The organism is Paraburkholderia sp., from assembly GCF_035948235.1.
Lineage (GTDB): Bacteria > Pseudomonadota > Gammaproteobacteria > Burkholderiales > Burkholderiaceae > Paraburkholderia.
The window spans coordinates 1-13275 of sequence record NZ_DASZJJ010000109.1 but is presented as its reverse complement, the minus strand read 5'-3'; the positions used below and the strand labels follow the sequence as shown (position 1 = coordinate 13275).

Genomic DNA, 13275 nt, shown 5'->3' with positions numbered 1-13275 from the left:
GCGTGTTGCCGCGACCGCCTCACGGTCGCGGCGGCTCGTCGTCGGGCTGTGCGGGCGCCGGCTTCGTGACGTGCGTGCCGCACTGGTTGCAGAACGGAAAGAACGCGAAATTGCGCGCACCGCACGCGCAGACTTCGAATAGCCGCAGCCCGCAGTGGATACAGAACGAAACCTGCTCGCCACCCAGGTGCCAGGGTTTGTCGCAGGAAGGGCAGAGCTTCTTCTGATACGCGCTGATGGCCTTCTCGTACACCACCGAACGCGCGCGCTCGCTCTGGCTTTGCTGCATTTCGGCGCGCTTGCGTTCGACATAGCGCTGGAACGCGCGCAACATGTACAGCCCCGCAAAAACCGTGAGCACAATGCCCACGAGCACGCGCACATAGCCGCCGAAATTCGGCAGATACGGCACCAGCTCCACGAAGAACGCACTGAGCGCAAACAGACCAAAGCCATAAATGAAGGGCCAGTAACGGCTTTTGCGACGCCGCACGAACAGCCACACGGCGACGATGAGCACCGGCAGCGTGAGCGCGAGACGCCAGCCAAACACAGTGATTTCGTAGCGCTTGCTGGCCGCCGCGTAGCGCGCGTCGGCATCGGCCTGGAGGTGCGCGAGTTGTGCGTTGATTGCTTCGCTCTGCGAATCGAGTTTGCGTTGCTGGTCGACGATCGCATCGCGCTGATGCTGCCAGTTCAGCGTGTTCTGCTGCAGCATGTCGAGCTTGCGCGTGCGCGAAAGCAGTTCGATGTCGTTGCGGTTGTCGCCGGTGGCGCTGCGCGTCGCGAGCCAGTTGCGCAGGCTCTCCTGGGCGTCGCGATATTCGGTGCTGGCGCGCTCATAGCCTAGCGAAAGCGTCTGCGCCTTGTCGCCCAGCACGCTGCGCTGACGCTCGATTTCGCGCAACTGCGCGTCGAGCGGGGCACTCGCGCTGGTATCGACGAACTGCTCGGCGCTGGGCGGGCCGCCATGCGGCACGAACATCAGATCGCGGATCACGAGACTGCCGAACATGTCGAGAAAGCCGGCGAACACGATAGCGATGATCCACGAAGCGATCTGTAACAGGCGGGCGGGCCGCGAGTAAGCCTGACTGGTATTCATGGGTGATGCCTGCAGTGAAGAAAGCGGCGCGACCGGCGCCGGGGTTGAACGTGAGCATCGATCTGCGCGGCCCATTGTACGAGGCTGCATGGATGCGGCATGGCAATTGCGCAGGCGGCGGGCTGCATCGATGCGTGTGGCATAGCGGATTCGATGTGCAAGCCTGATCCGAAGTCCAACCCGACTGCTCTGACGGAAGCCTGCCCGTGCGTACTTTGTCGATCTTTGGAACGCGGCCCGAAGCCATCAAGATGGCGCCGCTCGTGAAATGTCTCGAAGCCGAACCCGGTGTGGAGTCGGTCGTCTGCGTCACCGGTCAGCATCAAAGCATGCTCGACCCGGTGCTGGAACTGTTCGACATTGCGCCCGCGCATCACCTTGGCGCGATGACCGCCAACCAGTCGCTCAACGGCCTCGCCGCGCGCCTTTTTGCGGGCGTCGATGCCGTGCTCGCCGAAGTGCGCCCCGAGCGCGTGCTGGTGCACGGCGACACCGCCACCAGCATGGCGGCAGCGCTGGCGGCGTTCCATCGTCGCATTCCGGTGGGACATGTTGAAGCGGGGTTGCGTACCGGCAATCTGTTCGAGCCGTGGCCAGAGGAAACCAACCGGCGCGTGGTCGATATCGTGAGCGATCTGCTGTTCGCGCCCACCGCGAGCGCACAAGCCAATCTGGACGCCGAGTCGCTCAGCGGCCGCGTGATCGTGACCGGCAACACGGTGATCGACGCGCTGCGGCTCATGTGCGCGCGCCTCGATCGCGATGTGGCCTTGCGTGCGCAGATCGACGCGCGGTTTCCGTGGCTCGAACCCGAGGGCGAAGGGCGGCCGATGCTGCTGGTCACGGGGCACCGGCGTGAGAGCTTCGGGGCGGGCTTCGAGAATATCTGCGCGGCGCTCGCGGACCTGGCCGCCAGCGGCAAGATGCAGATCGTCTATCCGGTGCATCTGAATCCGAACGTGCGCGCGCCGGTGCTCGCCGCGCTGGGTGACGCGCCCAACGTGCATCTGACCGATCCGCTCGACTATCCGGCTTTCGTGCGCCTCATGCAGCGCGCCGCGATCGTGCTGACCGATTCGGGCGGCGTGCAGGAGGAGGCGCCTGCGCTGGGCAAACCGGTGCTTGTGATGCGCGACGTGACCGAGCGGCCCGAGGCGCTGGCGGCGGGGACCGTGAAGCTGGTCGGCACGCGGCGCGAGGCGATCCGGCGCGCGGTGCTGGAACTTGTCGAGGACGATGGCGCGCGGCGGGCGTGGGCGCGCCGCGTCAATCCTTATGGCGATGGCGAGGCGTCGGCGCGCATCGTCGCCGCGCTGATGGGGCGCCCCGTCACGCCATTCGCGAGCGCCGCGCTGCCGGGGTATCGGCATCCGGCGATGGCGCAGCGCACAGCCGCGTAATGGCGTCGCAGAGAGGGCGATGCGTATGAGGCAACGGCGCGCAATGCTTGTGGCGGCGAGCGTGCTGCTTGCTGCGGCCTGCTTTGGCCGCAACGCGCTGGCGGCGCACGATGACGCTCGCGCGCCGCCGCTTGCGCAAGGCGTGGTCTGGCAGCCCGACAACGCGCACCTGGACCCGCGCGGCGACTGGCAGCGGCTGGGCGTGCGCGATCTGCTGGTGCAATGGACCGCCGTGGATGACGTGGCCTTCGTGCCGGGCGCGGATTTGAACGCGCCGCGCGTACCCGACTGGACACGCATCGCGCAGGAGCCCTGGGCGCGCGATGTGATCGTCGGTCTCGCGGGTTATGCCGATGAAAAGAAGGCGCGCGCGAATCTGGACGAACTGGTCGAGCGTTCGCTCAAGCTCGCCGATGCGCGCCCGCCGGTGCATGTGAGCGGCTGGTATTTCCCGGTCGAAGTGGACCCGGGCTGGACCGACGCCGCGCGCATGGGGCCCCTGCTCGAACGTCTGCCGCATCCGCTCTGGATCAGCGTCTACGACACGCGCAACATTGGCGGCGCGGCGCTGGCGAAGTGGCTGGACGGCTGGCTGCCGCGCGATGTCGGCGTGTTTTTGCAGGACGGCAATGGCGTCTATGCGCGCGTCCCGGCGGTGGCGCGCCAGTATGCGGACGCGCTCGCCGCGAGGTTGGGCAAACAGCGCGTGCGCATCATCGCCGAGGCCTTCAGGCCGAAACCCGGTGGTGGCTTTCGCGCGGCCACGCCCGCGGAACTCGCGCCGCAACTGCAGGCGTATCGCGGCTATCGCGTGTATCTGTTCGACGGGCCGCACTATGTGTCGCCGGAACTCGTCGATGGATTGCTGGCGATCCGCCGCGCGCAGCAACCCTGATGGCGCGCAGATTCAGCGCAACTGCATTCAACGCAATTGCGTAAACGCGATCAACAACACCATCGACCCAATCGCGCCATCGAGCACGCGCCACGCAGCGGCGCGTTTGAACAGCGGGGCGAGTGCGCGTGCGCCATAACCGAGCCCGAGGAACCACACCGCGCTCACGGCCATCGCGCCAATCGCAAACGCGAGGCGCGCGCCTTCAGGCTCGCGTGCGCCGGCCGTGCCGATCAACAGAAAGGTGTCGAGATAAACGTGCGGATTGAGCCACGTAAAGGCCAGCGTCATCAGCATGATGGGCCAGGCGCGTTGCTCGGGCGCGTTGCGCGCATCGGCGGCAGAGGCCGTGTCCATCACGTCGTGCGCGGGTTTCACCGCACGCCGCAGCGCGCCGATGCCGAACCACACGAGCCACGCGAGACCCGCGTAGAGCACGAGGTGAACGAAGGTCGGATAGCGCTCGACGAGTGCGGAAGCGCCGCCCACGCCCGCGCCGATCAGGATGAAATCGGACAGCGCGCACAGCAGCACGATCTTGCCGACATGCGAGCGCAGGATGCCCTGGCGCAGCACGAAAGCGTTCTGCGCGCCAATGGTGACGATGAGCGAGGCGCACAGTGCGGCGCCGTGAGAAAAAGCGAGCCAGTTCATGATTGGACTTTGCGGGGGAACGGCGCTAGTCTGCCGCCAGGAGCGGATTAAGCAAAGCTCATTCTCTTAAACCAGATTAAGGAACGCTAATGCTGGACTATGCGCTGCTCGATGCGCTTGCCGCCGTGGTGCGCCACGGTTCCTTCGAGCGTGCCGCGGGCGCGCTCAACGTCACGCCCTCGGCCGTCTCGCAGCGCGTGAAGCTGCTGGAGGAGCGCGTGGGCGCCGTGCTCGTCAAGCGTGGCCAGCCTTGTGTGGCGACGGCGGCGGGCGCGCTGCTGTGCCGCCATACCGAGCGCGTGCAACTGCTCGAAGCCGAACTCGGCGGCGGCATGCCCACGGTGGCGGGCGGCGCACATGCGTCACGTCCTACCTTGCGCGTCGCCGTGAACGACGACAGCGTGGGCACCTGGTTTATCGACGCCGTGGCGCCGTTTTGCGTCGAGCGCGGCATCCTGCTCGATCTCGTGATCGACGATCAGGACCACACGGCGCAGCGCATGCGCGACGGCAGCGTGCAGGGCGCGGTGACGACCCAGGCCGAACCCGTGCAGGGCTGCCGCTCTACGCGGCTTGGGCGCATGCGTTATCTCGCGGTCTGCTCGCCGGAATTCTTCGAGCGCTATTTTGCGCAGGGCGTGGGGCGCGAGTCGCTGCGTCGCGCCCCGTGCGTGGAATTCAATCCGAAGGATCAGCTGCAAAAGCGCTTCGTGCGACGCATCACGCGCGCGCAGGTGGATGCGCCGCTGCACTGGGTTCCGCACGTTGCGGGGTTTCTGCGCTGCTGCGTGAGCGGACTGGGCTGGGGCATGTGTCCAGAGCGCATGATCGCGCCGCAACTCGCGCGCGGCGAACTGGTCGAGTTGACGCCGGGGCGCTCGCTCGACGTCGAGCTGTACTGGCAGAGCTGGCGTCTGTCGATTGGCTGGCTCGACGATTTCGGCACCATGCTGCGGCGTCGCGCTGCCGACTGGCTGGATCAGGGACGCGGCGCCTGAGGTCGTTCCTGACGTGGCCGAAGCGTGACCCAGGCGCTGGCCACGGTCTGTCCTGGCATTGGTCCGCATGCACGATCTTTACCCGCCATTGATGCAGTCTTTAGCCGCCATTTGAATTGTTGTTATCCATGCGGGTAATCTCCGTAACTATAGAGTGCTATTGACGGGGCACCCTTTGATGTGATTACAAGCATTCGCGCGTGACAAAATCACTAAAGCGAAATTGATTTTTGATTAACGATTCATGAAATAGAGGCGTGTCTCACAATTGACTTCGATCAGGCCGCGGGAACCTCGTGCGACAATTCCCCGCGGCCTCCGGACTAGCCGCTGAAGTGAAATCTTCCCGCTGTATGTGACATAGACCTGTAATGCGTTTCATTGATCGGACAACATGCGGTGCGCCATCGCGGTGCAACCCGTGATGCATGAAAAGATCATGGAGATGCCCGCTCAGGCCGATGTGGCGGGGCATTGCGGCTTGCTGGTGCGGACGCGTGAGCAATACGCGTGGCGACTTCAATAGTCTTGCTAATGCATTTGCCTCGTCTGCATAACGTCGGGCTATCCGGTTATTTTTTCCTGCGCACAATGTTAAACATCAACAAATCGGCAAAAAAGTGCGAATGTAAAGAAACCACTATTGCTATCCTGCAATCAGGCTTGAAGCCTCATGTCTGGCTTTTTGTCCGGGTCTGCGATATATCGTGTGAAAATTCAGTTTTTTCTGTGGAGTGCCAGAATCGCACGCTATAATCCCGACGTGGCAGAGTGCTTATTCGACCGGCATATTTGAATCGTTTCCACGTGCACGAGGTGCATTATGACGAAATTAGATACCGGCAGCGCATGGCAACAAACCATTGATCTTCTGACCGCAGCCTCGGAGCCGCTTGGCCCGGACGGCGAGCCCGAAGTCATCAGGAGCTGCAAACCGGTACCCATCACACGCAGCGCATCGGAAGCGGCCAATCGGCGCCGTGCCACCGTGCGGTCGTGGGATGCGCAAGGCATCACCTTGATCCGGCGTCATGATCCGGACAGCATCACCGTTTGTTGGAGTGACGCGACCTATGGCCGCTACTCCGATCAGTTGTGGCGGGTTTGCACGGCGCGTCGCAGCGCCGTGTGCGCGTTGACTGGCGAGAAAATCCGCCGGGGCGACGCGGTGTTCCGCCCGAGCCCGAATCGCCGTCATCGTCCGGCCAATGCCGACGCGATGATCCTCGCGAGCAAGCTCGATGCATTCCCCAACGGCGTCGTCGCTGCGCGTCTGGATGAAGCGCTCGCGGCCTGAAGCTGTTATGTGAAGATCGGCAGCGGAGCGACATGGGCTCCACCGCACGGTTCGCGTCAGGCGCACTCTCGTTGCACAGCCGTACCTTCCAGCATCTCCTGTAGTGAAATCAGCGTATCGTCTGGGCGGACTGATCGCCTGGCGGGCGCGGGTTTCGCTGCGGGCGACTGCCTGGGTCACAGTCTGGGTCTCAGCCCCTTCGGCCTCCTGAGTTCTTGCGGGCCACGCACGCGCACATCCGTCGGGTCTTTTTGTCTGCAGATATGCGGCGCCTCCGGCCGCACTTGCACTCGCGTGACGCAATAGCGTCTTTATCGTCAATCCAGCATCGAACGATTTGCACCGCCCAAAAAGAGCGGGGCGCCACTGCCGCGCCCGGTCGGGTTGCGGCGGTGGCGCCCCATGGGCGCTGGTATGGCGACGGCGGTGGCGCTAGGCCGTTTTGTCGCTGGCGGTTTCCTCTTCGAGCGCGTCGCGCGTTTCCGGCATCACGAGCCACACCATCAGCACCGCCGCGGCGCCCGCGGAGGCCAGGCCCAGGAAGCTCACAGTATTGCCGAAGTGATCGGCGATAAAGCCCGCAACGGCAGTCGATAGCGTCGCGCCAATCCCCGCCGACAGCCCAAACAGCCCGATACACAGGTTGTAGCGGCCCTTGCCGCCCGCCACGTCGGCGGCGATCAGCGGCAGCATCACGCCGAACACGGCAGCCGAAAGACCGTCGAGCATCTGCACCGGCACGAGGAAGTACGGATTGCCGACTGCCGCGAACAGCAGCGCGCGCAGCGGCAGGGCGCTGAAGCCGAGAATCAGCACCGGCCGGCGGCCCCAGGCCTGGGCGGTGCGGCCGACCCACGGCGACATCATCGCGACGATCGCCTGCGGCACGATGATGCAGGCCGCAATCACGAGCTGGACGTTGTCGCCCATGCCCGCCGTCACTTCGCCAGCGGCAAGGTTGAGCATCGCCGCGTTCGACAGATGGAACAGGATCACGCAGCCCGCGAAGGTCAGCATGCGGCGGTCGCGCAGCAGATCGAAGATCGTCTCGCGCTCGCCGCTTGTGGTGTCAGCGGGCGTTGGCGTGGCCTTTAGCGGCTTGGGTGCATTCGCGTGTTTGTCGTATTCGATCATCGCGAGCGCCACCAGCGCGGGCAGCGCCAGCGCCGCCGTGAGCCAGAACACGGCGCGCGGCGAGACATATTCACCGCACAGGCCCATCAAGCCCGCTGCCACCGCGCTGCCGATCGACGCCCAGCGCGCATTACGCCCAAGCCGGTCGCCCAGATTCTGGCGGCCAACCAGCGCCAGCGCGAGCGCCGCCATCGCCGGCACCAGCATGCAGCTGGCGAAACCGTGAAAGACTTCGGCGGCCATCACCGGCACGACCGTCGGGCTGACGGCCAGCAGCATCGCCGAAATAATGATCGCGATGATCGCCCAGGCCGCGGCGGCCTTCTTGTTCTTGAGGGCGTCCACGGCCGCGCCGCCCGGCACCTGGCTGACCATCGCGCTGATCGTGCCCACCGAGAGCGCCAGGCCGATCTCGCCTTGGGTCCACTTGTGCGAAGCCAGATACGAGGCGATGAACGGACCGAAGCCGGTCTGCACGTTCGCCACGAAGAAGTTCAGCCAGTCGAGCGCGCGCACGCTGCGCAGGCTGGGTGTGAGTTGCGTCGTCGTGCCTGTCGTCATTGGGCACCGCGCGCGGAGGCTGCGGGCGCGGCCGGGGTTGCCGCTGCTGCTGCTGCTGCGGGATTCGGGCTGACGGCGCGCACGGGCTGGTCATTCACGTAGGGCGGCGAGGCGTCGAGCTGCTGGTCGCTCATTTCGAGCTGGGCTTCAAGCGCGTTGTTCTTCGTGACGAAATGCAGCGCGGCCCAGTCGGCGGCGATGGTGCGGCGCTTCTCCAGCAGATCGCTCACGTCGAGCACCACGGCCAGCGGCGCGGCGCTGCCGTCGATCAGCACGTCCACCACGCGGCCGACTTTCGCGCCGTTCGGGCGCTCGACGGTCGTGTCGAGCAGCGGCAGGCGCGTCGGACTGGCCTCGGGGGCGCCGGGCTGGGCGCCGCCGGCCTTGGGGCGGTCGGGGATCTGCAGTTGCTGGGGCGTGAGCGCGAGCGTGATGGCGGGGGTCTTCGGCTGCGTGTTGATGCGCACGGCGCTCCACGGGAAATTGGCCTTGCGGTCGCCGATGCCCATGAAGCCCTGCAGATTCACCACCACTTCCTGCGGTTTGCCGCCGGGCCCGGCCACCATGTCGACTGCGCGGCCCACGACCTTGCCGTCGGGCTTTTGCACTTCGCTGTCGAGCAGCGTGCGGAAGCTGCCGCGCTCGATGGTGCGCGTCTGCACGATGGGGGCGGGCGGCGGCACGACCGGCGCGCTCGCCGGCGTGGGCGGGGGCGGCACGACGCGGTGCGGCTTGCGCGGCACAGGGCGCGGCTTGCGCGGCGCGGGTTTCGCGTTGGCTTCGGTGTCGCTCGCGGCTTCGGGCGCGGACGCCGCTTCAGGCTCGCTGGCGGGCATCTCGGGCTCGCTGGCGGCGATGGGCGGTTCCGGCTCGGGCGGCGGCGGCGAGCGGAACAGCGAACAGCCCGACAGTGCAAGCACCGCAAGCAAGGTCAGGACAGGCGTAAGGGATACAGCAGGACGTGCGAAACCGCCTCTCATCTACAAAAACTCCAGGAGCGGCCGGCGCGGGGCGCGCGGCGGGTAAAAACCGGGTCGTGAGAGTTTAACTCGCATGCGGTGGTAATTCGCCTTAAACGGCCGTTAATCTGCTGACAAAAACCTTATCAATGCCACAGGCAATGCGCCTGGCTTATACGGGTTTTTGTGCGCCACAAGCCATTAACCGATTCGCCGCGACCATCGCAAGGCGCGCGCCCGGCGGTCAAACCCACCGGGGTATACGCGAAGCCCTTAGGGCCGCTGCGCCTTGCATACGGCGATATAAGCATCGCGGCATGTCCTCAATGCGATTTGCGCGATGGGAGCGTATGACGCCTTGGCCTAACCTTCGAACCTGTCAAAAGTTGTAAAAACACGAGTTTTCAAAAAATTGACACGCGCCACAAGAGCGCATCTGGCTGTGCGTCGACACCCACAAGTCAAACCTGCGAGACGAACCTGATGACGGATCCCCAAGGAGATGCGGGACCGTTTCAGCATGCTGATAAAGGAGGCACTCACCATGATGGAACCCCACGCACAGCCGTTGTCGGAAGTAGCAAGCATTGCCGATCCGGCCCTTCGCGACAGCGAAGTCGATGAAACCCTCGCCGAAGCAAGCGGCGTCCTCAACCGATATTTCGGCATTGGCGAACGCGGCAGTTCCGTGCGCCAGGAATGTATTGCCGGCGTCACCACCTTCCTTGCGATGGTGTATTCCGTGTTCGTCGTGCCGGGCATGCTCGGCAAGGCGGGCTTCGACACCAGCGCGGTGTTCGTCGCCGTGTGTCTGACCACCGCGTTCGGCTCGCTGCTCATGGGCCTGTGGGCGAAGCTGCCAATCGCCATCGGCTGCGCGATTTCGCTCACCGCTTTCACCGCCTTCGGCCTCGTGCTCGGCAAGGGTCTCAAGCCCGAAGTCGCGCTCGGCGCCGTGTTCCTGATGGGCCTCGTGTTCACGGCGATCTCCGTGACCGGCGTGCGCTCGTGGATCCTGCGCAATCTGCCGCACGGCATCGCGCACGGCACCGGCATCGGCATCGGCCTGTTCCTGCTGCTGATCGCGGCCAATGACGTGGGCCTCGTTGTGAAGAATCCGGGGGCGGGTCTGCCGGTGTCGCTCGGCCATATCACCTCGCTGCCCGTGATCATGTCGGTGGTTGGGCTGGCCGCGATCTTCGGCCTCGTGCGCCGCCGCGTGCCGGGCTCGATCCTGATCGTGATCGTGGCGATTTCGGCGCTCGGTCTCGCGCTCGATCCGGCCGTGAGCTTCCACGGCGTGTTCGCGTGGCCGACGTTGTCGGCGCCCGGCCATGCCTCGCTGATCGGCGCGATGGACATCAAGGGTGCGCTCTCGCTCACCGTGCTGCCGAGCGTGCTGGCGCTCGTCATGACCGCCGTGTTCGATGCCACCGGCACGATCCGCGCCGTTGCGGGGCAGGCCGGCCAGCTCGACGCCAACGGCCGCATCATCAACGGCGGACGCGCACTCACGGCCGACTCGGTCAGCTCGATCTTCTCGGGCTTCTTTGGCGGCGCTCCGGCGGCGGCCTATATCGAATCGACGGTGGGTGTGGCCGCGGGCGCCAAGACGGGACTCGCCGCCGCGCTGGTGGGCGTGCTGTTCCTTGCGGTGATGTTCTTTGCGCCGCTCGCGGGACTGGTGCCGTCGTACGCCACGGCGCCTGCGCTGATGTACGTCGGTCTCATGATGCTGTCGAGCGTCGCGCGCCTCGATATGGCCGATATGGTCGATTCGATGTCGGGCCTCGTTTGCGCCGTGTTCATCGTGCTGACCGCCAATATCGTCACGGGCATCATGCTGGGCTTTTCGACGCTGGTGATCGGCCGCCTGGTGAGCGGCGAGATCAAGAAGCTCAACGTCGGCACCGTCATCATCGCCGTGGTGCTTGCGGCGTTCTACCTGGGCGGCTGGGCCATCTGATGCAGTGACATCGATGACCTGGTCATCGGCAAGACGGAGCCTGGCGGCCCGTCCTGCCGGCTTCACGGCCCGCGTCCGCTTTATGGCGGCGCGGGCCGTGCGGCATTTTGCGGGACGCGCGCGGTGTCCGCTTACTTCGGCAGGATGCTTTTGCCGCTGCGTTTGCGGGGCTTCGGCTCGACGCCCACGCGCGGATCGCGTGCGTGCACCAGCGCGACGAGCTGTTCGGCGAGATCCTCGAATGCCGGATCGTCCTGCGGCACATAAAGCCATTTGCCGAGCACGGGATGCGGGCGCAGCGCGGGGAATTCGTCGATGAGCGCAGCCTGCCGATCGTGCGAGGTGGCGACCAGCAGGCCGTTGAAGGGCTTGGCGCGGTCGGCGGCGATCAGGCAGAGCAGGCCGTCCACGTAGGCGGCGTCGCAGCCGAACATCGGCTTGCGCACATAGGTGGCTTCGCGCTCCAGAGAGTCGAAGATCCAGAGCAGCGAATTGCGGATTTTGGACGGCATGGTGCGCGCGCAAGCAGAAAGAAAGGGGGGGAAAGCGTCATTCTAGTGGCGCGCGCGGGCTTGACATCGGCGGGTTGCGACCTATGCTTAACCGCATGGTTAAGTATCAAGACGATCACGACGATCACGCCGATCAGGACAGCGCGCTGGACCGCACTTTTGCGGCGCTGGCGGACCCCACGCGGCGCGCCTTGCTCGCGCGCCTGGCGCAGCAGCAGGCGCTGTCGGTGAGCGCGCTTGCGCAGCCCTTCGCGATCTCGCTGCCTGCGGTGATGAAGCACCTCGACGTGCTCGCGCAAGCGGGGCTCGTTACGCGCGAGAAAACCGGGCGCACGGTCGAGTGCCGGCTCGCGGCGGGGCCGATGGAGGACGCGATGCAGTGGCTGGCGCACTATGAACGCTTCTGGAGCGCCGCGCTCGATCGTCTGGCCGCATTCGTGGAGGAGGACGCATGTCAACCAAACCCGACGCCGGAACCCATGGCGCAGCCGTTGCCAGTGACAGAAGCGGTGCAAGCGCTGGAAGTGCTGGAAGTGCTGGAAGCGCCGCCGCCAGTCCCGATGCCCCCAGCCTTATCCTCCGGCGCCGTATCCACGCGAGCGCCGCGAAGGTCTACGCGGCATGGACGCAAGCTGCGCAACTGATGCGCTGGATGCACCCGCTCGACACGATCTGCCTGCACGCCGAGGCGGACGTGCGGCCAGGCGGGCGCTTTCGCGTCCTGATGCGCTCGCCGGACGGCGAGGAGCACGACGTGAGCGGCACGTATCTGGAAGTCGTGCCGGAAGCGAAACTCGTCTTTACGTGGGCATGGCGTAGCACGCCGGAGCGCGAATCGCGCGTGACGGTCACACTGCGCGCCGACGGCAGCACCACGGAACTGATGCTGCGCCACGAACGCCTGTTCGACGAGGCCACGCGCGATTCGCATCGCGAAGGCTGGTCGAGCGCGCTCGATCATCTGGTGGAGCTGTTCGAATGAGTTGAACGGCATCCCGATGCCAACCCGCAAGGAGGAAGACACGATGGAACCGCACAAGATCGTTTCGGAGACCGAATGGATGGCGGCGCGCGAGGCGCTGCTCGCGCAAGAGCGCGCGTTTACGCACGCACGCGATGCGCTGGTCGCGAAACGCATGGCGCTGCCGTGGGTGAAGGTGGAAAAGCGCTACACGTTCGACACGCCGCAAGGCGAGCGCACACTCGCGGAGCTATTCGGGCCGCGCAGCCAGTTGCTCACTTATCACTTCATGCTGGGCCCGCAATGGGAGGAGGGCTGCCCCGGCTGCTCGTTTGTCTCCGATCACGTGGATGGCATGCTCGCGCATCTGGAACACCACGACGTGACCTACGTGGCAGTCTCGCGCGCGCCACTCGCGAAAATCGAGGCCTTTAAAAAGCGCATGGGCTGGCGTTTCCCGTGGGTATCGTCGAACGGCAGCGACTTCAATTTCGACTACCGCGTGTCGTTCAGCGAAGCCGACAAGGCGCGCGGCAAGGTCGTCTACAACTACGAGGAGCAGGACTACGTAAGCGACGAATTGCCCGGCATCAGTGCGTTCTATCGCGACGAACTCGGGAATGTCTACCACACGTATTCGGCCTACGCGCGCGGCGTGGAGATGGCGCTGGGCACCTATGCGATGCTCGAATTCACGCCGAAGGGGCGCAACGAAGAGAAGGACATGCGCGAATGGATGCGCCATCACGACCGCTATGAGGACAGCCCGCAGCAGCACGCGTGCTGCGCGCACGAGCAGAAGGCTTCATAGGGGATCGAACGGGAAACAGGCG

General features: G+C 65.3%; 13 protein-coding genes. 8 read left to right on the top strand and 5 right to left on the bottom strand.

What is annotated here, in order from left to right:
- Positions 1-19: 19 nt before the first annotated feature.
- Positions 20-1105 (bottom strand): zinc ribbon domain-containing protein, encoded by a 1086-nt coding sequence (locus tag VG320_RS09460; protein ID WP_327199855.1) that lies wholly within the window; start codon positions 1103-1105, stop codon positions 20-22.
- 200 nt (positions 1106-1305) lie between these two features.
- Between VG320_RS09460 and wecB the strand changes: the two genes are divergently transcribed.
- Positions 1306-2505: a non-hydrolyzing UDP-N-acetylglucosamine 2-epimerase gene (gene wecB / locus VG320_RS09455; protein WP_327199880.1), complete on the top strand. Its 1200-nt coding sequence runs from the start codon at positions 1306-1308 to the stop codon at positions 2503-2505.
- 25 nt (positions 2506-2530) lie between these two features.
- Entirely contained in the window at positions 2531-3400 is an 870-nt protein-coding gene (locus VG320_RS09450) for a hypothetical protein (protein ID WP_327199854.1), read from the top strand.
- Between the two features lie 27 nt (positions 3401-3427).
- Here VG320_RS09450 and VG320_RS09445 read toward each other — a convergent pair whose 3' ends face one another.
- Entirely contained in the window at positions 3428-4054 is a 627-nt protein-coding gene (locus VG320_RS09445; RefSeq protein ID WP_327199853.1) for a LysE/ArgO family amino acid transporter, read from the bottom strand.
- Between the two features lie 89 nt (positions 4055-4143).
- On the opposite strand from VG320_RS09445, the gene VG320_RS09440 reads away from it, so the two are divergent.
- Together VG320_RS09440 and VG320_RS09435 are read left to right on the top strand one after the other, a co-directional pair.
- The gene (locus VG320_RS09440; RefSeq protein WP_327199852.1) at positions 4144-5052 is read left to right on the top strand and encodes a LysR family transcriptional regulator ArgP; all 909 of its coding nucleotides are present in this window, start codon (positions 4144-4146) and stop codon (positions 5050-5052) included.
- 823 nt (positions 5053-5875) lie between these two features.
- Positions 5876-6349: a DUF3331 domain-containing protein gene (locus VG320_RS09435; RefSeq protein WP_327199851.1), complete on the top strand. Its 474-nt coding sequence runs from the start codon at positions 5876-5878 to the stop codon at positions 6347-6349.
- A 432-nt stretch (positions 6350-6781) separates the two neighbouring features.
- Here VG320_RS09435 and VG320_RS09430 read toward each other — a convergent pair whose 3' ends face one another.
- Positions 6782-8044: an MFS transporter gene (locus tag VG320_RS09430; RefSeq protein WP_327199850.1), complete on the bottom strand. Its 1263-nt coding sequence runs from the start codon at positions 8042-8044 to the stop codon at positions 6782-6784.
- On the bottom strand, positions 8041-9024 hold the full coding sequence (locus VG320_RS09425; protein ID WP_327199849.1) for a PRC-barrel domain containing protein: 984 nt from the start codon (positions 9022-9024) through the stop codon (positions 8041-8043). The genes VG320_RS09430 and VG320_RS09425 overlap by 4 nt, the downstream gene beginning before the upstream one ends.
- Before the next feature lie 523 nt (positions 9025-9547).
- Between VG320_RS09425 and VG320_RS09420 the strand changes: the two genes are divergently transcribed.
- On the top strand, positions 9548-10969 hold the full coding sequence (locus VG320_RS09420; protein ID WP_327199848.1) for an NCS2 family permease: 1422 nt from the start codon (positions 9548-9550) through the stop codon (positions 10967-10969).
- A 131-nt stretch (positions 10970-11100) separates the two neighbouring features.
- Here VG320_RS09420 and VG320_RS09415 read toward each other — a convergent pair whose 3' ends face one another.
- Positions 11101-11481, bottom strand: a complete 381-nt coding sequence (locus tag VG320_RS09415) for a hypothetical protein (protein WP_327199847.1) — start codon at positions 11479-11481, stop codon at positions 11101-11103.
- 95 nt (positions 11482-11576) lie between these two features.
- On the opposite strand from VG320_RS09415, the gene VG320_RS09410 reads away from it, so the two are divergent.
- Genes VG320_RS09410 through VG320_RS09400 form a run of 3 tightly spaced genes read left to right on the top strand, consistent with a single transcriptional unit; the run spans position 11577 to position 13253 of the window.
- A complete protein-coding gene (locus VG320_RS09410) occupies positions 11577-12125 on the top strand; it encodes a metalloregulator ArsR/SmtB family transcription factor (protein ID WP_327199846.1) in 549 nt (182 codons plus the stop codon).
- Positions 12125-12463 carry an SRPBCC family protein gene (locus tag VG320_RS09405; RefSeq protein ID WP_327199845.1) on the top strand — a complete coding sequence of 113 codons (339 nt, stop codon included), beginning with the start codon at positions 12125-12127 and terminating at the stop codon, positions 12461-12463. The genes VG320_RS09410 and VG320_RS09405 overlap by 1 nt, the downstream gene beginning before the upstream one ends.
- 43 nt (positions 12464-12506) lie before the next feature.
- Positions 12507-13253 (top strand): thioredoxin family protein, encoded by a 747-nt coding sequence (locus VG320_RS09400; RefSeq protein ID WP_327199844.1) that lies wholly within the window; start codon positions 12507-12509, stop codon positions 13251-13253.
- Positions 13254-13275 lie beyond the last annotated feature (22 nt).